The organism is Paenibacillus septentrionalis (genome assembly GCF_042659865.1).
Classification (GTDB): domain Bacteria; phylum Bacillota; class Bacilli; order Paenibacillales; family Paenibacillaceae; genus Pristimantibacillus; species Pristimantibacillus septentrionalis.
This window is the reverse complement of record NZ_JBHSTE010000002.1, coordinates 394,481-417,483: the sequence shown is the minus strand read 5'-3', so window position 1 is coordinate 417,483 and position 23,003 is coordinate 394,481. Positions and strand designations below refer to the sequence as shown.

The 23,003-nt window shown below is 45.4% G+C and carries 27 protein-coding genes and 1 riboswitch; of the genes, 25 read left to right on the top strand and 2 right to left on the bottom strand.

Translation table 11 applies throughout. The features are described 5' to 3' along the window. From ACFP56_RS06935 to lipB, 3 genes are all read left to right on the top strand, one after another. Entirely contained in the window at positions 1–984 is a 984-nt protein-coding gene (locus ACFP56_RS06935; protein ID WP_379232628.1) for an alpha-ketoacid dehydrogenase subunit beta, read from the top strand. A 31-nt stretch (positions 985–1,015) separates the two neighbouring features. Beyond that, positions 1,016–2,314, top strand: a complete 1,299-nt coding sequence (locus ACFP56_RS06930; protein ID WP_379232625.1) for a dihydrolipoamide acetyltransferase family protein — start codon at positions 1,016–1,018, stop codon at positions 2,312–2,314. Between the two features lie 66 nt (positions 2,315–2,380). Next, positions 2,381–3,034, top strand: coding sequence for a lipoyl(octanoyl) transferase LipB (gene lipB / locus ACFP56_RS06925; protein WP_379233294.1), 654 nt, complete (start codon positions 2,381–2,383; stop codon positions 3,032–3,034). 13 nt (positions 3,035–3,047) lie between these two features. Here the strand turns inward: lipB and prli42 are convergent, their stop codons facing one another. Continuing rightward, positions 3,048–3,146, bottom strand: coding sequence for a stressosome-associated protein Prli42 (gene prli42, locus ACFP56_RS06920; protein ID WP_379232623.1), 99 nt, complete (start codon positions 3,144–3,146; stop codon positions 3,048–3,050). An 81-nt stretch (positions 3,147–3,227) separates the two neighbouring features. Here prli42 and ACFP56_RS06915 point away from each other — a divergent pair, with 81 nt between their 5' ends. After that, positions 3,228–4,364, top strand: a complete 1,137-nt coding sequence (locus ACFP56_RS06915) for a M20/M25/M40 family metallo-hydrolase (RefSeq protein ID WP_379232621.1) — start codon at positions 3,228–3,230, stop codon at positions 4,362–4,364. Here ACFP56_RS06915 and ACFP56_RS06910 read toward each other — a convergent pair. Continuing rightward, a complete protein-coding gene (locus ACFP56_RS06910; protein ID WP_379232619.1) occupies positions 4,361–4,519 on the bottom strand; it encodes a hypothetical protein in 159 nt (52 codons plus the stop codon). The genes ACFP56_RS06915 and ACFP56_RS06910 overlap by 4 nt on opposite strands. Before the next feature lie 80 nt (positions 4,520–4,599). Here ACFP56_RS06910 and ACFP56_RS06905 point away from each other — a divergent pair, with 80 nt between their 5' ends. From ACFP56_RS06905 to ACFP56_RS06805, 21 genes are all read left to right on the top strand, one after another. Further along, on the top strand, positions 4,600–5,154 hold the full coding sequence (locus ACFP56_RS06905; RefSeq protein ID WP_379232616.1) for an NUDIX hydrolase: 555 nt from the start codon (positions 4,600–4,602) through the stop codon (positions 5,152–5,154). Between the two features lie 182 nt (positions 5,155–5,336). Continuing rightward, positions 5,337–5,933 (top strand): stage II sporulation protein M, encoded by a 597-nt coding sequence (gene spoIIM, locus ACFP56_RS06900; RefSeq protein WP_379232614.1) that lies wholly within the window; start codon positions 5,337–5,339, stop codon positions 5,931–5,933. A gap of 103 nt (positions 5,934–6,036) precedes the next feature. Further along, complete coding sequence (fur, locus tag ACFP56_RS06895; RefSeq protein WP_379232612.1) at positions 6,037–6,492, top strand: ferric iron uptake transcriptional regulator; 456 nt, start codon at positions 6,037–6,039, stop codon at positions 6,490–6,492. Positions 6,493–6,615: 123 nt separating this feature from the next. Continuing rightward, positions 6,616–6,843, top strand: coding sequence for a DUF4227 family protein (locus ACFP56_RS06890; RefSeq protein ID WP_379232610.1), 228 nt, complete (start codon positions 6,616–6,618; stop codon positions 6,841–6,843). A 44-nt stretch (positions 6,844–6,887) separates the two neighbouring features. After that, positions 6,888–7,778, top strand: a complete 891-nt coding sequence (gene xerD / locus ACFP56_RS06885; RefSeq protein WP_379232607.1) for a site-specific tyrosine recombinase XerD — start codon at positions 6,888–6,890, stop codon at positions 7,776–7,778. Positions 7,779–7,814: 36 nt separating this feature from the next. Beyond that, positions 7,815–8,993, top strand: coding sequence for a phosphopentomutase (locus tag ACFP56_RS06880; RefSeq protein ID WP_379232605.1), 1,179 nt, complete (start codon positions 7,815–7,817; stop codon positions 8,991–8,993). Positions 8,994–9,050: 57 nt separating this feature from the next. Beyond that, on the top strand, positions 9,051–9,875 hold the full coding sequence (locus tag ACFP56_RS06875; protein WP_379232603.1) for a purine-nucleoside phosphorylase: 825 nt from the start codon (positions 9,051–9,053) through the stop codon (positions 9,873–9,875). A gap of 127 nt (positions 9,876–10,002) precedes the next feature. Beyond that, entirely contained in the window at positions 10,003–10,182 is a 180-nt protein-coding gene (locus ACFP56_RS06870) for an aspartyl-phosphate phosphatase Spo0E family protein (protein WP_379232601.1), read from the top strand. 41 nt (positions 10,183–10,223) lie between these two features. Beyond that, on the top strand, positions 10,224–11,552 hold the full coding sequence (locus ACFP56_RS06865; RefSeq protein WP_379232599.1) for a pyrimidine-nucleoside phosphorylase: 1,329 nt from the start codon (positions 10,224–10,226) through the stop codon (positions 11,550–11,552). Between the two features lie 229 nt (positions 11,553–11,781). After that, positions 11,782–12,984: a D-alanyl-D-alanine carboxypeptidase family protein gene (locus ACFP56_RS06860; RefSeq protein ID WP_379232597.1), complete on the top strand. Its 1,203-nt coding sequence runs from the start codon at positions 11,782–11,784 to the stop codon at positions 12,982–12,984. Positions 12,985–13,113: 129 nt separating this feature from the next. Then, positions 13,114–13,467, top strand: coding sequence for an anti-sigma F factor antagonist (gene spoIIAA, locus ACFP56_RS06855; protein WP_379232595.1), 354 nt, complete (start codon positions 13,114–13,116; stop codon positions 13,465–13,467). Further along, positions 13,464–13,910, top strand: coding sequence for an anti-sigma F factor (gene spoIIAB, locus ACFP56_RS06850; protein ID WP_379232593.1), 447 nt, complete (start codon positions 13,464–13,466; stop codon positions 13,908–13,910). The genes spoIIAA and spoIIAB overlap by 4 nt, the downstream gene beginning before the upstream one ends. Before the next feature lie 19 nt (positions 13,911–13,929). After that, a complete protein-coding gene (gene sigF / locus ACFP56_RS06845; RefSeq protein WP_379232591.1) occupies positions 13,930–14,685 on the top strand; it encodes an RNA polymerase sporulation sigma factor SigF in 756 nt (251 codons plus the stop codon). Between the two features lie 100 nt (positions 14,686–14,785). Beyond that, positions 14,786–15,439: a stage V sporulation protein AA gene (locus tag ACFP56_RS06840; RefSeq protein WP_379232589.1), complete on the top strand. Its 654-nt coding sequence runs from the start codon at positions 14,786–14,788 to the stop codon at positions 15,437–15,439. Beyond that, complete coding sequence (locus tag ACFP56_RS06835) at positions 15,432–15,860, top strand: stage V sporulation protein AB (protein WP_379232587.1); 429 nt, start codon at positions 15,432–15,434, stop codon at positions 15,858–15,860. The genes ACFP56_RS06840 and ACFP56_RS06835 overlap by 8 nt, the downstream gene beginning before the upstream one ends. A gap of 27 nt (positions 15,861–15,887) precedes the next feature. Next, a complete protein-coding gene (locus tag ACFP56_RS06830; RefSeq protein ID WP_379232585.1) occupies positions 15,888–17,582 on the top strand; it encodes a spore germination protein in 1,695 nt (564 codons plus the stop codon). A gap of 117 nt (positions 17,583–17,699) precedes the next feature. Next, positions 17,700–19,031: a diaminopimelate decarboxylase gene (gene lysA, locus ACFP56_RS06825; RefSeq protein ID WP_379233292.1), complete on the top strand. Its 1,332-nt coding sequence runs from the start codon at positions 17,700–17,702 to the stop codon at positions 19,029–19,031. Between the two features lie 52 nt (positions 19,032–19,083). After that, positions 19,084–19,515 (top strand): peptidylprolyl isomerase, encoded by a 432-nt coding sequence (locus ACFP56_RS06820; protein ID WP_379232583.1) that lies wholly within the window; start codon positions 19,084–19,086, stop codon positions 19,513–19,515. Positions 19,516–19,543: 28 nt separating this feature from the next. Then, a riboswitch (FMN riboswitch) is annotated at positions 19,544–19,708 on the top strand. Between the two features lie 210 nt (positions 19,709–19,918). Next, on the top strand, positions 19,919–21,028 hold the full coding sequence (ribD, locus tag ACFP56_RS06815) for a bifunctional diaminohydroxyphosphoribosylaminopyrimidine deaminase/5-amino-6-(5-phosphoribosylamino)uracil reductase RibD (protein WP_379232581.1): 1,110 nt from the start codon (positions 19,919–19,921) through the stop codon (positions 21,026–21,028). Positions 21,029–21,054: 26 nt separating this feature from the next. Beyond that, on the top strand, positions 21,055–21,726 hold the full coding sequence (ribE, locus tag ACFP56_RS06810) for a riboflavin synthase (protein ID WP_379232579.1): 672 nt from the start codon (positions 21,055–21,057) through the stop codon (positions 21,724–21,726). A gap of 17 nt (positions 21,727–21,743) precedes the next feature. Continuing rightward, positions 21,744–22,961 carry a bifunctional 3,4-dihydroxy-2-butanone-4-phosphate synthase/GTP cyclohydrolase II gene (locus tag ACFP56_RS06805; RefSeq protein ID WP_379232577.1) on the top strand — a complete coding sequence of 406 codons (1,218 nt, stop codon included), beginning with the start codon at positions 21,744–21,746 and terminating at the stop codon, positions 22,959–22,961. Positions 22,962–23,003: the final 42 nt, after the last annotated feature.

The window sequence follows — 23,003 nt, the reverse complement described above, 5'->3', positions numbered from 1 at the left end:
ATGCCAACGATAAGTTATATTGATGCGATCCGTTCTGCGATGAAGGAAGAGATGGAGCGGGACGACAACGTTTTTGTACTTGGCGAGGATGTTGGTGTAAAAGGCGGCGTGTTTACGACCACGAAGGGGCTGCATGAGCAGTTTGGAGAAATGCGGGCGCTGGATACGCCATTGTCAGAGTCTGCTATTGCTGGAGTTGCGATCGGTGCAGCTATGTATGGCATGCGTCCTATTGCTGAAATGCAATATTCGGACTTTATGTTCCCTGCAACAAACCAGATTATAAGTGAAGCAGCGAAAATTCGTTATCGCTCCAACAACGATTGGAACTGTCCTGTAGTCATTCGGGCGCCAATTGGCGGCGGTGTGTTTGGCGGATTGTACCATTCACAGTGTCCGGAATCGGTATTTTTCGGAACACCGGGTTTGAAAATTGTAGCGCCATACACACCGTATGATGCAAAGGGCCTGCTCAAGGCAGCAATTCGCGACGAGGATCCGGTACTGTATTTTGAAAATAAAAAAAGCTATCGCCTTGTTAGCGGCGAGGTGCCTGATGAAGATTACATCGTTGAAATCGGAAAGGCCAATGTGCTGCGCGAGGGCGATGATATAACCGTAATTGGCTACAGCCTGCCACTTCGTTTTATTGAACAGGCAGCTGAAGAGCTTGAAGAGGAAGGGATCAGCACACATATTCTTGATTTGCGGACGATCCAGCCGTTAGACAAGGAAGCGATTCTCGAAGCGGTAAGAAGAACTGGAAAAGTGCTTATCGTTCATGAAGACAATAAAACGGGTGGTGTAGGTGCTGAAGTAGCCGCTATTATAGCTGAAGAGCTGCTGTTCGAGCTTGATGCTCCAATTATGCGCTTATGCGGCCCTGATGTGCCTGCGATGCCAATCAATCCTCCAGGCGAGAAATTTTTCTTGCTGAATACTGAAAAAGTAAAGGCAGCCATGAAGCAACTGGCTGAATTCTAGTCGGCCTAAATCGTTAGGAGTTGATCGACCAATGAGTATCATTACTGAAATAAATTTGCCGCAGCTGGCTGAATCACAAGTTACAGCAACGATTGATCGTTGGCTGAAGCAGCCAGGCGACTGGGTAGACGTATATGAGCCAATATGTGAAATTAATACAGATAAAGTCAATGCAGAGATTCCTTCAACGGTAGCGGGACGAATTGCGAAAATTCTTATTGGTACAGGAGAGGAAGTGCCTGTAGGAACGACGATCTGCATTATTGAAAGTGAAAGCGATCAAGAGCAGCCATCAAGCTCTGAGCCGGAGCTATCGCAAGCTATTGATAAGAAAGCACCGACTGCTGCAGCGCCTGTACAGGACGGCTCGATGCGTCAGCGTTATTCTCCTGCTGTTCAGACGTTAGCGAGTCAGCACGGTGTATCACTGGAGAGCATTAAGGGAACGGGACTAGGCGGCCGTATTACTCGCAAGGATGTTTTAGCCTATGTTGCATCTGGCGCCAAGGAAATTCGTCAGCCAGACAAGTCAGCTGATGCGCATACGCTTCCTGTTCGTTCATCTGGCATACATCTATCAGAATCACCTCGGATTCCAAAAATTGAAATCGACAATTCGTATGAGCATGCTCGCGGCGAAACGTATATCGATGTTACGCCGATTCGCAATACAATTGCTCGTAATATGAGACAAAGCGTTAGCGAAATTCCTCATGCTTGGACGATGATCGAGGTAGATGTTACGAATCTTGTCATGCTGAGAAATAAATACAAGGATGAATTCAAGAAGCGTGAGGGTGTTAACCTAACCTATCTTGCTTTCCTAATTAAGTCTGTGGTGAATGCGATTCGTGATTTCCCGATTATGAATTCCGTATGGGCTGTGGACAAAATTATTGTAAAGCGCGATATTAATATTTCTCTTGCCGTTGGTACCGAGGATTCCGTTATGACGCCAGTCATTAAAAATGCAGATCATAAAAATGTTGCCGGAATTGCCAAGGAAATCGAAGAGCTCGCCCAAAAAACGCGTGAAGGCAAGCTGGCGCTTTCTGATATGCAGGGCGGCACCTTTACTGTAAACAACACGGGTTCATTTGGCTCAATCCTGTCGTACCCGATTATCAACTATCCGCAAGCGGCGATTTTAACGTTTGAATCGATTGTGAAAAAGCCAGTCGTAATCGACGATATGATTGCGGTTCGTTCCATGGCGAATATTTGCTTGTCTCTGGATCATCGAATATTGGATGGCGTTATTTGCGGCAGATTTTTGCAACGCGTGAAAGAAAATCTTGAAAGCTTTAATCTTGAGAGCTCAATCTACTAATGTATAGATTGAATTGAAGGAGCTGCGCATATGTTGGACTCAGATCAACATCTCACGCTCAAGCAGATGGATGCCCGTTATATCGGAATGATGGACTATAAGGAAGCCTGGGATTTGCAAAAAAAATATGTGGCGGAAATCGATAAGGGGGAGCGTTCTGAAACGCTGCTCCTTCTTCAGCATCCGCCAACATATACGCTAGGCTCAGACCGTCATCCAGAGCACCTGCTGCTTGACGAGGAACAGTTAAAACAAAAAGGCATTTCCGTTTATGACATTGATCGTGGTGGAGATATTACATACCATGGACCAGGACAGCTTGTAGGCTATCCGCTTATTTATCTTGATGCTGTCGGTCTGGATTTGCATGGGTATTTACGAAATGTGGAGGCCGTCATTATAGACTGGCTAGCGCAATATGGTATAAAAGGCACAAGAAAACCCGAATATACAGGGGTATGGGTTGGCGATGAAAAAATTACAGCAATAGGGGTTAAGTTTAACAAAGCGCGCCAGCGCAAAGGCTTTATTACGAGCCACGGCTTTGCCTTGAATATTAAGTCAGGCATTGCTTCAGAAGGGTTTAGTGGTATTGTTCCCTGCGGCATTCAGCAGTATGGTGTAACGTCCTTTAACGATGTAACGGGCTTGAACCTGTCTGTTGAGGATGCCGCCGTACAGCTAGCTCCATTATTCAAGCAGCGCTTTGGCTTTGCATAATAAAAGCTCCAACTTATAAGAAGAAGGAGCCAATGCCTGCAAATAAAGTCGTAAATAGAAGAGCCGCAGCTACGACAATTGCAACAACTTTAATAATTTTCTGCTGACGCATGATAGAGGTATCTCCTTTCAATATCTACGAATCTCTTGTATATCTCTATTGTATACGAAAAAGCAGGACGGAGGAAACAAAATGGTACAAGAAAAACGTTTAGTTCAACAATTTTTCGATCTTGTGACGGTTGATAGCGAGTCTGGCAATGAGGCTGAAATTAGCGAGGTGCTAAAAAAGCGTCTTGCTGAGCTGGGGCTTTCGGTGACGGAGGACAACGCTGCAGAAATTACAGGTCATGGTGCGAACAATATTTTCGCAGCACTTGAAGCAACGGAGGATGCGAAGAATCAGCCAACGATTCTGTTTACATGCCATATGGATACCGTCACTCCTGGAAACGGTATTAAGCCGCGTATTGATGAAGACGGATATATTCGTTCAGACGGTACAACGATACTTGGCAGCGACGATAAGGCGGGAATTGCAGCATTGTTCGAAGCGATTCAAGTTGCCAAAGAGAACAAGCTTTCTCATGCCAATATTCAAGTCGTAATTACAGTTGGCGAGGAATCCGGCCTGCTGGGCGCACGTGCAATTGACCCAAGCATGCTTACGGCATCTTATGGCTATGCTCTTGATTCTAACGGTGATATTGGAGACATTGCGGTAGCAGCACCTACACAAGCGCATATTGAAATTGAGATCTTCGGCAAATCTGCGCATGCTGGTGTAAGTCCTGAAAAAGGGATTAGCGCAATCCAGGTTGCTGCCAAAGCAGTTAGCGCGATGAAGCTGGGTCGTATTGATGAGGAAACAACAGCTAATATTGGACGCTTTGAAGGCGGCGGGCCAACGAATATCGTATGCGATTATGTCAAGTTAGTCGCAGAGGCGCGCAGTATTAGAGAAGATAAGCTGGAGGCGCAAGTCGCGAGCATGAAGCAGGCAGTGGAAGAAACGGTAGAGAGCTATCAGGCAAAAGCGGTATTCCAAAGCAATATTGTGTACCCTGCTTACCATCATCCAGACAGCAGTGCTGTTGTGCAGCTAGCTTGCAGAGCAATTCGAGCGCTTAATCTTGAGCCGCGCACCTTCCATTCTGGTGGTGGCAGCGATGCAAATGTGTTCAATGGCTTGGGCGTACCTACCGTTAATCTAGCGGTAGGCTATGAGCATATTCATACGACGAAGGAACAAATCAAAGTAGACAATCTGATTAAAACGTCTCAGCTTGTTGTTGAATTGCTGAAGCAATCGGCACAAGTTCAAGACTAACCGTTTGCCTTATTTAGCTCGGCAGAGCGATGTGTATATTCCGTTACGGTTGCTCTGCTGTCATTGCTTGCAAGCATCGCTTGCAGTGCCTTTTTAATGTCACTCGCTTTACCTGTAAGCATGAGCTGATTTGGCTTAATGATGCGCTTTATCATATTGATCACTCCCTCTTTTTGTACAGCGTATGATCGAGTGATTGACAATATGACTGCTTGTCTACATTGGAGGGAAAAACATGGGAAATCAAATATGGAATGAACCAACGCTTTCAACAGAAGAAATCTTTAAAGGAAAAGTCATTAATCTACAGGTGGATACGATTAAACTTCCAGATGGTAGAACTGCGACCAGAGAAATTGTTCGCCACCCAGGTGCTGCAGCCGTCATTGCATTACATGAAGGTAAGCTGGTCGTAGTTGAGCAGTATCGGAAGCCGCTTGAAAAAACACAAATTGAAATACCTGCTGGAAAGCTGGACCCGAATGAAGCGCCTGAGGTAGCGGCTGCTCGCGAGCTGGAAGAGGAAACCGGCTACGTCGCCAAGCAAATTAAACTGCTTCATGCGTTCTATACCTCTCCTGGCTTTGCAGACGAAAAGCTTTACGTATACTTTACTGATCAAGTGGAGCAAGGCACTCAGCATCTGGACGAGGATGAGGATGTCATTGTAAAGCTGATTACGCTAGAAGAAGCAGAACGTTATATCGCAAGCGGCGATATTAGCGATGCGAAAACGCTGCTTGCGGTATATACTTGGAAGCTCCTGCTGGCAACCGGCAAGCTGCAGTAGGCTGCTGCTTGCTTGCATATTCGTTTATGACGATGATCGGTTAACTGTGATCAAGCAGCAGCAGCTACACTCTGACCAGCCAAGAGACCTTGCGCCTACGCTCTGAAAGAGGATAACTTGTCATAAACTCTATCAATCTAGCATAAACGTAAAGAGAAGCTAGAATACAAGGAGCGATTGCGATGCAAGGTCAATGGAGCAAGTGGATCTATTTGGGAGTAGTGATGTTTGCTGGAGCGGTATGCGGCAGCATTTTTTTACAAGCACTGCCGACAATGCAGCAGGAGGAGCTAAATCAAGGGATCGTTCATTATGTTGCATGGCTGCAGCAGGCAGCTGCGCTTGATCGGACAGCACTATTTTGGGATACGTTTTTCAAACACTTGAAGTGGGCGTTTGCACTGATTATTCTTGGCATTTCCATGATCGGTGTTCCGTTTGTCGTGGTGTTGAATTTCTTGAAAGGCTTCTTGTTAGGAAGCTCGATTTATATGCTGACGCAAGCTTTTGGAAGCGAGGGAATATGGCTTAGCTTATTTACGATTGCGCCGCATAACATCTTTGTGCTGCCTGCGATGATCGTTTTAAGCTCTGCCGCGATCTCACTCGCCTCCTTTTTATTCAATAATCGAATTCGCAAGCACCAAGGTGTGCTCTCTCAGCAATTGCTTAGTTTTTCTACGATTGCGACTGCGATGATGCTGCTGCTAGCTGCAGCAAGCTTAATAGAGGTATATGTAACCCCTCTTCTGCTTGATTGGTATGCGTTCAAGAGCTAATTCTATAAAAAATGCACAGTGGTACGATAATGTTTGACTTATGAATCGAAAAGCTAATATAATGTAAGCATATTTTAGTAGGAGAGTAGGTAGGAGGACTGTAATGGAAGCCCAGATAGAAAAAATTAAACAGCAGCTTCAAGCACAGGGCTACAAGTTAACTCCGCAGCGTGAGGCGACTCTACGTATCTTGCTTGAAAACGAGGAGGATCACCTAAGCGCAGAAGATGTTTTCCTGCTTGTTAAGGAAATTGCTCCTGAAATTGGCTTAGCGACCGTTTATCGTACGTTGGAATTGTTAACCGATCTACATATTGTAGAAAAACTTAATTTTGGTGACGGGGTTGCCCGTTACGACTTGAGAGGCGACAGCAATCACCACCATCATCATCATTTAATATGTGTGCAGTGCGGCATCGTAAGTGAAATTAAAGAGGATTGGCTGCTTCCGCTTGAACAACGCTTACAAGAACAATTTGGCTTTGAAACGGTTGATCACCGCCTTGACTTTCACGGCGTATGTAAAAACTGCCAATCTCAAAATGATCAGACAAAATAGAAGGTCCTGCATTTCCAAACTTGGGATTTGCAGGCCTTTTTTTCTTCTGATCGTGCCTGTACATCATAAATGAACAGAAATTATCATAAGGTCTAGTGAGCAGATTTCTAAAGGAGGCTTGCAATGACAATGATGAAGGAAATGGGGCAACGGTTTCTGTTTTTTATATTGTTTGTGCTGCTTGTCATTATCGTAACGACAGCCTATGATTGGGTGCAGGGGTTATTCAGCTTCGGTTCGCCTTACGATGCCCCAAGCGGGGACGCAGTTAAAGTATTCTCCATGACCAATGAGATCGAGCAATACAGCATTCCTGATCGCCTGCTATGGTTTTTTCGGTATGGCGAATAGGAATTGGGAAATGATACACTAAGTAGGTAGAAAGGAGTGAGCGGATGCACGAGCAATTTCATCAATATCTTAAGGTGCTAAAGCATGAACGAAAGCTATCACTAAATTCCTTTCAATCCTATGAACGAGACTTAATGAAATTCGTCGCTTACTTGGAGGATCAGGGCGTATCCGAGTGGAGCAGTGTACATAAGCATCATGTTATGAAGTATGTGAATCTTCTAAAGCAAGCAGAATTAAAGCCGGCTACGATTGCAAGACATATCGTTTCGATTCGAGCACTGTTTCACTTTTTGCTGCTGGAGGATGTCATTGTATTCGATCCAACGATTTATATTGAAGCGCCACGGCAGCAGAAGCAGCAGCCGAAAACGATTACGCAGGAAACGACAACTGCCTTGCTTCAAGCGCCAGATATAACGAAAGCAAGTGGAAAGCGCGATAAGGCTATGCTGGAGCTGCTCTACGCTACAGGTATTCGCGTATCTGAGCTGGTTTCGCTAAATGTCGAGCATGTACATCTGTCATTAGGCTTTGTTCAATGCATCAGTCCTAGCGGCAAAGAACGCTTTGTCCCGTTTGGCAGCTATGCCAAGGAGGCGCTTCAAGCCTATATGGAATCAGCACGAGCCGAGCTTGTGACAGAGCGAACGAAGCCTGAGGTACTGTTTCTCAATCATCTTGGTTCTCGCATGACACGCCAAGGCTTTTGGAAGCTGTTGAAAAAATATGGACAGGCGGCAGGGATTGAGGAAGACATTAATCCTCATATGCTAAGACACTCCGTTGCGGCGCATTTATTGCAAAATGGCGCCGATGTGCATGTCGTACAGGAGCTGCTTGGCCATGCCGATATTGTATCGACTATGAAATATGCTGCACTAGCCAATAGTGGAGTAAAGGATGTGTACCGTAGTACACATCCGCGCGCCTGATTGGCTACACCATGACAAACAAGGAGTGAGAGCTCGATGAAATTTGAACGAATTGCTGTTATTGTATTGGACAGTGTCGGTATTGGCGAGTTGCCTGATGCAGCTCAGTTTGGCGATGCAGGCAGTCATACACTCGGACATATAGCTAGAGAATATGAGATGAAGCTGCCTCATTTGCGTTCGCTTGGTCTTGATCGGATTGCACCGATTGATCAATGGCAGCCTGATACAAGGGTGAACGCCAATGCCTATTATGGCAAGATGGCAGAAGTTTCTGCCGGTAAAGATACAATGACCGGTCACTGGGAGTTGATGGGACTTCGCATTGACAAGCCATTTCAGACGTTCCCAGAAGGGTTTCCAGATGAGCTTATTCAACTATTCGAGTCGCGTACAGGTCGAAAGGTGCTTGGCAATAAGCCAGCCAGCGGCACGGAAATTTTAGATGAGCTGGGTGAGGAGCAGATGAAAACGGGCGCCTGGATCGTATATACAAGTGCTGATAGCGTACTCCAGATAGCTGCTCATGAAGAGATTATTCCGCTGGACGAGTTGTACAAGGCTTGCGAGATTGCTCGTGAATTGACGATGGAAGAACGCTTTTTCGTTGGACGAGTTATTGCTCGTCCGTATGTTGGACAGCCTGGCAGCTTTACTCGTACACCGAATCGACATGATTATGCGGTGAAGCCGCCACAACCGACTGTATTGAATGCTCTTCAGGAAGCGGGACTGGAGACGATTTCTGTAGGAAAAATTAATGATATTTTCGACAGTGAGGGGATCAATCAGTCCAATCCAACTAAAAGCAATGCAGATGGCATTCAGAAAACAATCGATTTGCTTGGTACTGAATTTAAGGGACTATTGTTTACTAATCTTGTCGATTTTGATTCGCTTTACGGTCATCGTCGTGATCCAATCGGCTACGGCAAGGCGTTAGAGCAATTTGATGAAGCTGTTCCAGCTTTGCTTGAGAGAATTGGCGAAAAGGATTTATTGATGATTACCGCTGATCATGGCAATGATCCGACACATCCAGGGACGGATCATACGCGTGAGTATGTGCCTATTCTCGTTTACAGCCCAAGATTCAACTCTCCAGCGAAGCTTGCAACAAGAACAACCTTTGCAGATGTAGGGGCTACAATAGCCGACAATTTTAAAGTAACTGCCCCGCCTAATGGGACAAGCTTTTTGAAGCTGCTCATTTAAGCAGCAAAGAGCCGAGCCAATTATGATAATACACGCGTTATGAAGGGAGAAATCAGTATGCAGCTTACGATGTCACAGCAGATTAAAGAAGCAGCACAATTTATTGAAGGAAAAATGAACAGAAAACCCGAGATTGGTCTAATCTTAGGATCAGGTCTCGGAATATTGGGTGACCATATTGAGCAATCAACAATTATTCCATATGAACAAATTCCGCATTTCCCGGTTTCAACGGTGGAGGGACATGCTGGCGACCTCGTAATCGGCAAGCTGTCAGGACGCGATGTCGTTCTGATGAAAGGGCGCTTCCATATGTATGAGGGCTATTCGCCTGAAATTACAGCATTTCCAGTGCGTGTCATGAAGGCGCTAGGGGTATCTTCACTTGTCGTTACAAATGCGGCAGGCGGCATTAACGAGCAATTTGCTGCCGGAAACTTAATGCTGATCTCAGATCATTTGAACCTAACAGGTAAAAATCCGTTGATTGGGCCTCATGATGGTGAACTGGGCGTACGTTTTCCAGATATGTCGGAAGCCTATAGCAAACGTCTTCGTGCAGTGGCTAAGGGAGTCGCTGCAGAAAAAGGAATTGAGCTGGCTGAAGGTGTGTACGCTGGCTTGCTAGGTCCTTCGTATGAAACGCCTGCCGAGATTCGCATGCTGCGCGTTCTGGGTGCTGATGCGGTAGGGATGTCGACAGTATCTGAGGTAATTGCGGCTCGACATAGCGGCATTGAAGTTGTCGGAATATCATGCATAAGCAATATGGCCGCAGGTATTTTGGATCAGCCCTTGTCGCATGAAGAAGTGATGGAAACGACAGATCGGGTTAAATCGCAATTTTTAGAGCTTGTAACGTCATTAATCGCCAAAATATAAGATTTGTGTCACAGAATGTTCACAATTCAGGTGCCCAAATGTGACAACCTTCGAATCCGAATCCGTCGTATAATGTCCTTAATCTAGTGTGTTTTATTTTGATAGGTGAGGATGGTTATGGAAGGAAATGGATAGTCAACTGAATAAGAAGATTGAAATGTTACGTAAGCAAATGGAGATGACAGCAGCGCAGAAAGGAAGCTTGTTGCACAAGGACGTCATTGCGATTAGCCAGTTACTGGACGAGCATGTGCTAAGAGCACAAAATATGAAGAAGAAAGTTCCTGTGTTAGAATTTGCGCTGTAAGCCTTCACCTAATCATTCATAAGCACAAACTGGAGGAAACGATGAGAGCCGTAGATTTCATTCAACATAAGCGCGATGGGAAAGAACATTCCGCTCAGGAAATCGGGGAGTGGATTGAGCAATATTGCAAAGGTGAAATTCCTGACTATCAGATGTCAGCTTGGACAATGGCCGTATATTTCAATGGCATGACTGCCAAGGAAGTGGCTGCTCTAACGCTGGCGATGGCAAGATCAGGAGATCAGGTCGATTTATCTGCGATCCAAGGAATTAAAGTAGACAAGCATTCGACTGGTGGTGTCGGTGATAAAACAAGTCTTATAATCGCTCCAATTGTTGCAGCAGTTGGGGTACCTGTAGCTAAAATGTCAGGACGCGGGCTCGGACATACAGGCGGTACGATTGATAAGCTTGAATCGATCCAAGGATTTCATACTGAGCTGTCTCAGAAGCAATTTGTCGAGCAAGTGAATTCAATTGGGGTCTCCCTTATTGGTCAGAGCGGGGATTTAGCTCCTGCGGATAAGCAGCTGTACGCACTGCGTGACGTTACAGCTACAGTAGAATCGATTCCTCTCATTTCCAGCTCTATTATGAGCAAGAAAATCGCAGCTGGCGCAGATGCAATCGTGCTTGATGTGAAAACAGGAAATGGTGCATTTATGAAGACGCTTGACGACAGCATTAAGCTGGCTCAGGCTATGGTTACTATTGGATCAGAGACAGGTAGGGAAACGGCTGCCATCATCAGTGATATGGACCAGCCGCTTGGTTATGCAATTGGCAACGCGCTCGAGGTTGCCGAGGTGATCGATACGTTGAAGGGGAATGGACCAGCTGATCTGACTGAGCTATGCCTTTCGCTTGCGGCACAGCTTGTTTTGCTTGGCAAAAAGGCAACGGATGCAAGCAATGCGCGCCAGTTGGTGGAAGAAGCATTACAGAATGGCGCTGCTCTAAACAAGCTCCGTCAGCTTATTGAAGCTCAAGGTGGAGATGGCAGCGTTATCGAGGATCCTAAACGCCTTCCGCAAGCATTGTACACCTATGAGATAACGAGCACAGAGCATGGATACGTATCGGCCATTGGGGCTGAGAAGCTTGGACTTGCAGCTATGAAGCTTGGTGCAGGACGGCAGACTAAGGATGAGAAGATCGATCATGCCGTTGGGATCGTATTAAGGAAAAAAGTAGGCGATCAAGTAAGCAAGGGAGAAGTGCTTGCAACCTTGTATGTGAATACAAAGGTAACAGACGAACATGAAACCGTTAAAATGGTGAATGACGCATACACAATATCTGAAGTACAGCCGCACCAAAGACCATTACTGCAAGCGATTGTAACCAAGCAAGGCATTCAGATGCTGTAATCAAAGTATTGATGATGATTGATTTGAATTGAAACAACTAGTGAGAAGAATGGATAAAGAGCTTATCGTGGGATTTATTTTGCGAATAGGCTCTTTTTTTGTTTCCTTAATCTATACGTTTGACCCAAACAATGGAATAAAAGCGGAACCATCCGTTAATAATGAATAGGTAAGTGAGACGATTCATTAAGTTGACGCATCTCGTCACCATTAATAGGAGGGACATTAGTTGAAGAAATTTACGGTTTCGATGCTAGTCATCAGTATGTTGCTCATGAATCTAGCTGTTGTTGTACATGCGAATGAGGCGGATACGGTAATGGAGGCAGCTGCGATTGAAAGCCAGCCTAACTCAGCACCGGCACTGGCTCCAAATGCTTTATCTGCAGTTGTTATCGATGCGGAAAGCGGGACGGTTATTTTTGAAAAAAACAGTCATCAGAAGCTTCCGCCAGCTAGTATTACAAAAATTATGACGATGCTGCTAGTTATGGAAGCAGTGGATCAAGGAAAGCTTAAGCTGACGGATATGGTTTCAACAAGTGAACGAGCAGCTTCAATGGGCGGCTCACAAATTTTCCTAGAAGTTGGCGAACAGATGACGGTCGAGGACATGCTTAAAGGTGTTGCAATGGCATCAGGCAACGATGCTTCTGTTGCGCTTGCAGAGAAAATTGCAGGCACAGAGGAGCAATTTGTCGCGATGATGAATGAGCGCGCCAAACAGTTAGGCATGAAAAACACGCATTTTATGAACTCCAACGGATTGCCTGTAGAGAATCACTACTCTAGTGCTTATGATATTGCGCTGCTTTCAAAAGAGTTGATGAAGTACGAGTTGATTCGCTCCTTTACAGGAAAATACCAGGATTATTTGCGTAAAGATTCTGAAAAACCGTTCTGGCTTGTTAACACAAACAAGCTGGTTCGATTCTATGATGGCGCTGACGGCATTAAAACGGGCTATACAAGTGAAGCCAAGTTTTGCTTGTCTGCATCCGCAATGCGTGACGGCATGAGAGTGATTGCGGTTGTAATGGGAGCTCCATCTACAAAGGTTCGTAATGCAGAGGTTTCGCAATTGCTCGATTATTCCTTCGCCCAATACATGAACTACCCAATCATTAAAAAGGGAGACGTAATTGGAACGCTGGAAATTGAAAAGGGCATGGAAAGCAAGGTGGACATTGTTGCGCCGCAAAACTTTACGATTCTTGTAAAGCGTGGCAGCAATACTGAGCAAATCCACTACGTACTAGATATGGATGAGTCGATGCGGGCACCAATTGTAGAAGGACAGCCAATAGGCAAGCTAATGGTGTATCAGGGCGAAGCATTAGTAAAGGAATACGAACTGCTTGCACCAAGCACCATTGAACGAAGCAGTTGGTGGAAGCTGCTGAAACGATCGACAAAAAGTTTGTTCCATTAGGTTTTATTGGCGCATTTCTTCTAGTTTTGTCAGCAGGCAGGAATAGGAAGGCGTTCTGTTGAAACATACTCTATCACTATTACAGCAATTGTGTTGACATCAATCAAACAATGAGGAGCTGAACGAGACGTGAGTGTGGTAGCGAATATTGAACGCATTCAGAACGCAATTATTGTCCGCCTGCATGGTGAGCTGGACCATCACAGTGCTGATCGTGTGCGCAGCCTGATCGAGGAAGCGATGATGAAGGATAGTGTGAAGCATTTAGTTATGGATTTGCACTACTTGTCCTTTATGGATAGCTCAGGCATAGGGGTCATTTTAGGTCGTTACAAGCAGGTTAAGGCAAAGGGCGGTAAGCTGATTATATGTAATGTGAATCGTTCCGTGAATAAGCTGCTTGAACTATCTGGCCTATTCAAAATTATTGAATTGCATGACGATGAAAACAGTGCGCTTTCAAGCCTGGAGGTGGTATCATGAGCGTCCCTAATAAATTTTCAATGAAGTTTAGCGCTCAATCCTGCAATGAAGCATTTGCTAGGATGGTTGTTGCTAGCTTTGCAGCTTCTCTCGATCCAACGATTGAAGAATTGGAAGAGATGAAAACGGCAGTTTCTGAAGCTGTTACAAACTGCATCATTCATGCTTATCACAGTGATGCAACGAAGGAAATTCAGATGAATGGTATAGCTGAGGATGGCAAGCTCACGATTGAAATTATCGATGAGGGTGCAGGCATTGAAGATACAGAGCTTGCACGCACGCCACTGTTCACCACGAAGCCGGATGAAGAGCGCTCCGGCATGGGCTTTACGATTATGGAAAACTTTATGGATCATTTTGAATTAGTCAGTACAGTTGGCGGTGGAACAAAACTAACGATGATGAAGCGCATTGCATCAAAAAAAGCGCTCTTTAACTAGGGCATAGGGGTTGAACCTCATGAATGTGGATATAAAACAATCAGCCCAGCCGTTTTTGGATGACGTTGAAGTGAAGCGTCTTATTGCGTTATCACAGGCAGGAGATATGAGTGCGCGCGATCGCTTGGTAAATTCGAACGTCAGACTCGTATGGTCAGTCGTTCAACGCTTCATGAATCGCGGCTATGAGCCTGAGGATCTGTTTCAAATCGGCTGTATCGGGCTATTGAAATCTGTGGATAAATTCGATTTAAGCTATGACGTTAAGTTTTCTACTTATGCTGTACCGATGATCATCGGTGAAATTCAACGCTTTCTTCGGGACGACGGAACGATAAAGGTTAGCCGCTCCTTGAAGGAAATGGCTAACAAGGTCCGCAAAATGAAGGATGAGCTATCTAAGACGATGGGAAGGCTCCCAACGATCTCGGAAGTAGCAGAGCGATTAGGCATAACCCCAGAGGATGTCATCTTCGCACAGGAGGCTAATAAGCCGCCTACATCCATTCACGAGACAGTGTTTGAAAACGATGGTGATCCGATAACGCTAATGGATCAAATCGCTGATGAATCGCAGGAAAACTGGTTCGATAAAATGGCGCTTGCTGAAGCAATAGAAGGCTTAAGCGAGCGGGAGCGCACCATCGTATATTTGCGTTATTATCGAGACAAAACTCAATCTGAGGTCGCAAGTCGTCTTGGAATCTCGCAGGTTCAGGTTTCTCGTCTTGAGAAAAAAATATTAAAGCTAATAAAAGATCAGATCGCCTTATAGGTGGTCTGATCTTTTATTTTGCAGCAAAAACGAAGAAGGATAAAATGAGAAGATTTGCTCATACTAACCAAGAGTAACTAGATGTGAGGGGGTATGTCATATGGCGGGTTCGTCGACCTCTGTCTATCTGCGTCTAAAAAAGCGCATCAGCATTAGCAAAAAGCAAACGGTCAAGCTCCAGGATGCTGCACATGTTCTTGCAGATGATAAAGAGCTGGAAAATCAGGTTAAACAAATTGTGCTGTATCAGCACAAGGAGCATGATGGCAATCGGGTCGTCGTTGACCTGCTGCAAATTATTGAGATGCTAAAGCGAAAATGGCCTGACATTCAAATCGAAGTGTATGGTGACCCGCAAATCCTTGTCATGATCTCTGAAAGAGGAAGCAAGCCTCATTATGTGCTGCTTGTAATAAGCTGGCTGCTGTTGTTTTGCGGTTCAGGATTGGCGCTGATGAATTTTCATGCAGATGTGAATATGAAGGATACCCATATTCGAATTGTCGAGCTGATAACTGGCGAACATGTTGACCATCCATTATGGTTTCAGGTTCCGTACGCCATAGGTGTAGGCATTGGCATGGTTTTGTTTTTCAATCATATTTTCAAGAAGAAATTTAACGAAGAACCAAATCCGCTAGAAGTAGAGATGTTCATGTATCAAGAAAACGTAAATACATACGTGATCGCGGAAGAAATTCGAAATCGAGGAAAGCGGGAAGCGAACAAATTGGGAGAGGAAGGCTATGATTAACGCAGCACTCGTTGCAGTGATCGTATTTTTGGCGCTTGCAGGCGGAATTGTAGTAGGTACAAGCTTTGTAGCGCTGCTCGTTATTTTTGATCTCATCCCAAGGCTTGCCCAGCTTTCGAATGCCTATCATTTGTCTCATTGGTTTGAAGCCGCATTAATTAGCGGCGCGCTTTATTTTACAGTTGCGGATATGTTTGATATCACAATCAAGCTTCCATTCGTAGCCAGCAATATCATTTCTGGACTATTTAACGGTATGTTTGTAGGCATGCTTGCAGCGGCGTTGACCGAAGTTATGAATGTGCTGCCGATTTTGGCGAAACGATTAAAGCTTTCTCAAGCCATGGTCGCATTAATGATGGCTATGGTGCTTGGAAAAGTAACCGGCGCTTTAATCGATTGGCTGATATTTCAGTGGTAATTTTGTATTCTAGTGAGGTGTTTTCGAATGAAAGATCAAGATCATCAATCTACTAATCAAGGCAATCAGCAGTCCTATCATCCTTCTCAACTACCACCACATTTGAAAGAGGAGCAGGATGCCAGTCAAGCTGGATACCGAAACATTGTAGATTATGGAGTATGGCTGTCTCCCCAGCAAAATGAGCATCAAAGCCCAGGCGGTGAAGGCGGTCAGCTGAAGGATGAACAAAAGGATCAGATTCAGACGGCGCCACTTGAGCCGATCCCTACTAGCTTGGATGAGGTTCTTGTTCGATTGGAAACGGAGCTGGGATATAAGAAGAGCTTCGATGTAGCTGTACGTGAGATGACGATTGGCAGAACGAAAATTGCGATGCTCACGATGAGCGGCTTGGTCAGCTCAGATTTAGTGATGGAGATATTAAAGAGACTCACCTTTCTTCAAACTCAGGAGGTTGGTAGAGAGGCTCTTGAAAGCTTCTTTACGTACTATATTCCTTCTGCTCAGACACGTAAAGAAGAAGATTGGAATCTCGTTCTCGCTTCTGTATTAGGAGGAGAGGGCGCGCTTTTTGTAGATGGCGAAAGCGAAGCCATCATCATTGATGTCCGGAATTTCCCGGCGCGCGGACTGGATGAGCCGTCGATTGAAAAGGTTGTTCGAGGTGCAAGGGATGGCTTTAATGAAACGTTAATGGTCAATATCTCACTTGTTCGTCGTCGCTTGAAGGATCCTATGCTTCGCTATGAAATGCTACGTGTTGGAGCGAGAACAAAAACGGATGTCTGTATCGCTTACATTGAAGATATTGTAGACAAGCAGCTGCTTCAGGAAGTTAAGCGAAAAATTGAGATGATCAAAATCGACGGCCTTCCGCTAGCAGATAAGCAGCTGGAGGAAGCTACGATTAAGCGTGGCTGGAATCCATTCCCGCTTGTCCGATATTCCGAGCGTCCAGATACGGTATCTTCTCATTTACTAGAAGGGGCGATCGCTATTTTCGTGGATACGTCTCCGAGTGTCATGACGCTGCCAACTACTTACGCAGATCTTATGCAGCATGCGGAGGAAAATCGTCAGACACCACTGGTTGGTACGTATCTAAGGTGGGTTCGTTTTATAGGAATACTAGGCTCGCTATTGCTGCTTCCACTATGGATGCTTTTTGTTCAGTATCCAGAGTATCGCCCAGAATTTTTAGCGTTTTTAGGTCCAAAGGAGACAGGTGCGCTGCCATTGATTTTGCAGTTTATCCTTGCCGAAATCGGGATAGATCTTATGCGGATGGCCTCGGTGCATACGCCAACCTCGCTTGCTACCGCCATGTCGCTCGTTGCAGCCATATTAATTGGGGATATTGCCGTGCAGACGGGTATTTTTGTTAATGAGGTCATTCTCTATATTGCGATTGCAGCGGTTGGTATGTTTGCAACGCCGAGTTATGAGCTCGGATTGGCCAATCGAATTGTTCGATTAATTTTGATATGCACAGTTGCGCTTTTTGGCTTGGCGGGGCTTATTATACCGTTGACGCTGATCACGATTATTCTTGCAATGGAACGTTCAGTTAATCGTCCGTATCTGTGGCCGTTTATTCCATTTGACCTTAAATCGGTATTAACGGTTTTCATTCGCAAGCCAGTGTTGTATAATCGTACTCGTCCAAATATTATGAAGCCACAACAATCCGATCGCATGCCGACGGATGACAGTAACTAAAATAATACAAACTTAATGTTAAAATATCCATTTCAACAGTTGTGTTTTTTAAGGTATACTGTGAGAAATGATAAAAATGGGTCTATCTCTATGGATAGAGGAAAGCTGAGGGGAAATATGTATTTACATGGTACAAGTAAAATAAATAATAGTGGTCACCTTGAAATTGGGGGAGTAGATGTTGTCGATTTGGCAGAAAAATTCGGCACGCCTCTATACATTGTTGATGAAGCACTCGTTCGTCAACGTGCTCGCGAATACGTGCAAGCCTTCAATGAAACTGGCTTGAAATTCCAGGTTGCCTACGCAAGCAAAGCGTTCTCGGTAAAAGCGATGTGCGTACTTGCAGAACAAGAAAACCTATCGCTTGATGTCGTTTCAGACGGCGAGCTATATACAGCGATTCAAGCTGGCTTCCCGGCTGAACGCATACATTTCCATGGCAACAACAAAACAGTTGAAGAAATCAACATGGCGCTTGAAGTTGGCATTGGCTGCTTCGTAGTGGACAACTTTATTGAGCTTCATATGCTGAATGATCTTGCTGCCAAGAAGGACAAGGTTGTTAACGTATTGCTTCGCATCACGCCAGGCGTTGAGGCGCATACTCATGATTATATTTCAACGGGTCAACAGGATTCCAAATTTGGATTTGACCTTGGCAATGGTTCAGCTCGTGAAGCCGTTATTCAAGCAAATGAGCTTCCACAGATTAATCTTCTAGGGGTTCATTCTCATATTGGTTCGCAAATTTTCGAAGTAGAAGGCTTCCGCATGGCGGTTGAAAAAGTGACGCAATTCGCTGTTGCTGTACGCGATGAATTCGGTATTCTGTTTACTGTTATCAACGTAGGTGGCGGTTTTGGTATTCGTTATACAGAAGAGGATGCTCCGCTTCCAATTTCACAATATGTTCACGCGATTGCCGATGCAATCAAAACGAACTTTACGGCTGCTGATTATGCTTGGCCTGAAATTTGGGTAGAGCCAGGCCGCAGTATGGTTGGAGATGCAGGTACGACGCTGTATACAGTTGGTACAAGCAAAAACATTCCGAACGTACGCAAATACTTGGCGGTAGATGGCGGTATGACTGACAATCCGCGTCCGGCGCTGTATCAATCCAAATACGAAGCGATTTTGGCTAACCGTGCCAATGAAGAAGCGACAGAGGTTGTATCTATCGCGGGTAAATGCTGTGAAAGCGGCGATATGCTTATTTGGGATTTGAATCTTCCTGAAGCGAACAGTGGTGACTTGCTGGCTGTATTCTGTACAGGTGCATACAACTATGCAATGGCGAGCAACTACAACCGTATTCGTCGTCCAGCTGTTGTATTCGTGAAGGACGGTCAAGCAGACCTTGTTGTTGAGCGTGAATCTCTAGATGATATCGTGTGCAATGACGTTATTCCTGCTCGTCTTCAAAAATCTTCACTTGCGAAATAAGCCGTAAATTGGTAACGTTAAGTTATCTTGAAGTAGAAAGGTGATGTCATTCATGGCAAAACAAGCAAAAATTAAACTAGCTACAGGCGGCGAAGTGGTTCTTGATCTATTCGATAACGATGCACCGAATACTGTTGCGAATTTTGAAAAGCTTGCGAACAGCGGCTTTTATAACGGTTTGATCTTCCACCGTGTAATTCCGGGATTTGTTGCACAAGGCGGCTGTCCGGAAGGAAGAGGTACTGGCGGTCCAGGCTACACGATCGATTGTGAAATCAATCCTAACAAGCATGAGCGTGGTACACTGGCTATGGCCCATGCAGGTCGCAATACGGGCGGCAGTCAGTTCTATATTTGCTATCAGGCACAACCACATTTGGATGGCCAGCACACTGTTTTCGGTAAAGTTGTGAAGGGCATGGAGTTTGTTGATGCACTTTCCAACGGATCGCAAATGGAAACAGTTGAAGTTTACGAAGCTTAATGGTAAAGTAATATCAATCAAATAAGAGGTACTCCTTCGGGGTCGGGTGAAAGTCCCAACCGGCGGTGATCGTCAGAAGAATCCTGTGGATTCTTCTGATGTAAGTCCGTGACCCGTCATATGAGGTTTGTATGGCGGCTGATCTAGTGGAAATCTAGAACCGACAGTAAAGTCTGGATGGGAGAAGGAGAAATTTTCGGCGTAGCCAGCTTTCTATGCTTATTCGTCATAGAATACGTTGTTGGCTAAGCTTATTTCGCGCATTTATTGTGCGTAATTTCACAATGCACAGATTAACTATCTGTATGCATAGTTTTTGCATACAATCGTTATATTCGTGTCGGAAATTTTTCGATTCTATCACCCCCCGAATGGCAGTACGCCGTTTTGGGGGTTTTTTGTTGTGATTGACATCATCAATGATGAATATTTCATGGATTTAGCAATTTCAATGGCGAGTAAAGCGATGGGGCAAACCGGAATTAATCCTGTTGTTGGCTGCGTCATTACGAATGAAGGCAGTATCGTTGGGATGGGCGCACATTTACGCAGAGGCGAAGGGCATGCAGAGGTCCAAGCCATTCACATGGCAGGCCAGCGAGCATTTGGCGGAGTTGCCTATGTGACGCTGGAGCCATGCAGCCACTATGGAAAAACCCCACCTTGTGCAGAATTGCTCATTCATAGCGGGATTAAGAAAGTGGTAGTTGCAACACTAGATCCTAATCCACTTGTTGCAGGCAGCGGCATTCGACTGCTGGAGCAAGCGGGAATTGATGTCGTAGTTGGCGTGCTTGAGGAGAAAGCTCGCAAGCTAAATGAGAAGTTTAATTATTATATTACGACGCGCAGGCCCTTCGTGACGCTAAAATCTGCTGCGACGCTTGATGGAAAGCTGGCTACGAAATCAGGCAGCTCGCAATGGATTAGCGGGCCGACAGCACGTGCTGAGGTTCATACGCTGCGGCATCAGCATGAAGCGATTATGATTGGCGTGAACACCTTACTAAAGGACAATCCATCCTTGACGACAAGACTGGATGTTGCCGCAAAACAGCCAATTCCGATCATCGTTGATGCGCAGCTACGTACTCCTGTTCATTCCAAGGTTGTGGAGCAAAGTGGTGCTCGCGTCATTATTGTGACCACCGAGGCTGCTTCTGAAGAGAAGGCCGAGCAATTGCGACAGCATGGTGTTATGATCGTACGCTGCGGCAGCGGGAAGCAGGTTGATTTACATCAGGCTATGCAATGGCTGGGAGAGCATGAGATCAGCTCCATCCTGCTGGAAGGCGGCGGCAAGCTGAATGGTGCAATGCTGGAGGCTGGTTTGATTCAGAAGATGATTTTGTATTACGGCATGAAAATTGTTGGAGGCAGCAGCTCGCCTGCACTATTCGAAATGGGGGGCGTCGAGCTCATGCAGGATGCTTATGAGCTTGAAAGTGTAGAAGTAGAGCTCGTTGGTGAAGATATTCGTATAATCGGCTATCCTAAGCGACAAGACGATTAGATAGCTGGTGCAAGAGGGGGGAAATGATGTTTACGGGATTAGTTGAGGAAATAGGACAGCTGCAGCATGTAACAAGCAGAGGCGAGGCGATGGTTCTAACAGTCCGTGCAGGTAAGGTGCTGAGTGATGTAAAGCTTGGTGATAGCATTGCTGTCAATGGTGTCTGTCTTACAGTTACAGGCTTCAATGCGAGCAGTTTTTCGGCTGATGTCATGCCGGAGACCTATCGAAAAACGTCATTGTCTGCCTTGCGAATTGGAACGAAGGTCAATCTTGAACGTGCGATGCAAGCGGGAGCAAGGTTTGGCGGACATATTGTGCAAGGACATGTAGACGGGTTGGCGCTTATAACGGCTACGTATGAGGATAGCAATGCTGTTGTTTACGATCTGAAGCTGCAGGAGGAACAGGCGTTGCGCTACATCATACCGAAAGGCTCGATTACGATTGATGGCATCAGCTTAACCGTTGTTCGTGTAGAAGGCTCAACCGTAACCGTGTCAATTATTCCACATACGCTTGCCGAAACGGCACTGCAATACCGCAAGCCTGGTGATGTCGTTAATATCGAATGCGATATTATTGGCAAATATGTCGAGCATCTAATGGGCTTTCAAGCTCCAGCAAGGTCAGCTGCGCATGCAGGGTCGAAAACGAGTATCACAACATCTTATTTGCAGGAGCATGGCTTTTTATAAGCAAAGGAGGAAGCAGCATGAGTGAAAACAACGAGCAATATATATTCCACCAGATTGAAGAGGCTATCGAAGATTTGAAGCAAGGCAAAGTGATTATCGTTGTTGATGATGAAGATCGGGAAAATGAAGGTGATTTGGTTGCGCTGGCACAATATACAACCGCAGACACTATTAATTTTATGATTAAGGAAGGTCGGGGACTAGTATGTGCGCCAATTACTGAGGAGCGAGCTGAACAGCTTGAGCTTCCACCGATGGTTAACCACAATACCGATTATCATGGTACAGCTTTTACGGTCTCGGTTGATCATCATACGACGACAACAGGCATTTCTGCATACGAGCGAGCGTTAACGGTCCAGCAGCTTATTGCAGACGATGCTGAGTCAGGGCATTTTCGCAGGCCCGGTCATGTATTCCCGTTAATTGCAAAAAAAGGCGGAGTACTGCAACGTGCTGGTCATACAGAGGCGGCTATTGATTTGGCAATAATGGCTGGCGCCAAGCCAGCTGGTGTTATATGCGAAATTATTAAAGAAGACGGAACGATGGCGCGCATGGATGATTTGATGGCATTTCGCGCCAAGCACGACCTTAAGCTGATCACCATAAAAGATCTAATCGCGTATCGCAGCCGCAAGGAAAAACTGGTAACTCGTGAGGTTTCTTGCAAACTGCCTACTGACTATGGAGAGTTTCAAATCGTAGCATATACGAATGCAATAGACGGCAAGGAGCATGTCGCAATTGTCAAAGGTGAGATAAATTCTGAGCAGCCAGTACTGCTTCGTGTACATTCTGAATGCTTGACGGGTGATGTATTCCACTCACACCGCTGCGACTGTGGGCCTCAGCTTGAGGCAGCATTAAAACGGATCGAGGAAGAAGGAACAGGCATTGTGCTCTATATGCGTCAGGAGGGCCGCGGCATTGGACTGATTAACAAGCTGAAGGCATATGTGCTGCAAGAAGAAGGCTATGATACGGTTGAAGCGAATTTGAAGCTTGGTTTTCCGGCTGATCTACGCGAATACGGCATTGGCGCTCAAATTTTAAAGGATCTGGGCGTGAAGCAAATTCGATTGTTAACGAACAATCCTCGGAAAATTAAGGGGCTTGAGGGCTATGGTCTTGAGATTGTAGAACGAGTACCGATTCAGCTTCAGCACAACAAAAATAACGAAAAGTATTTGCATACGAAGCAAGAAAAGCTCGGTCATATGCTAAAATTTTAACATTTGACATAAAAAGTAATGCTTTTATCGTAAAACATGCTT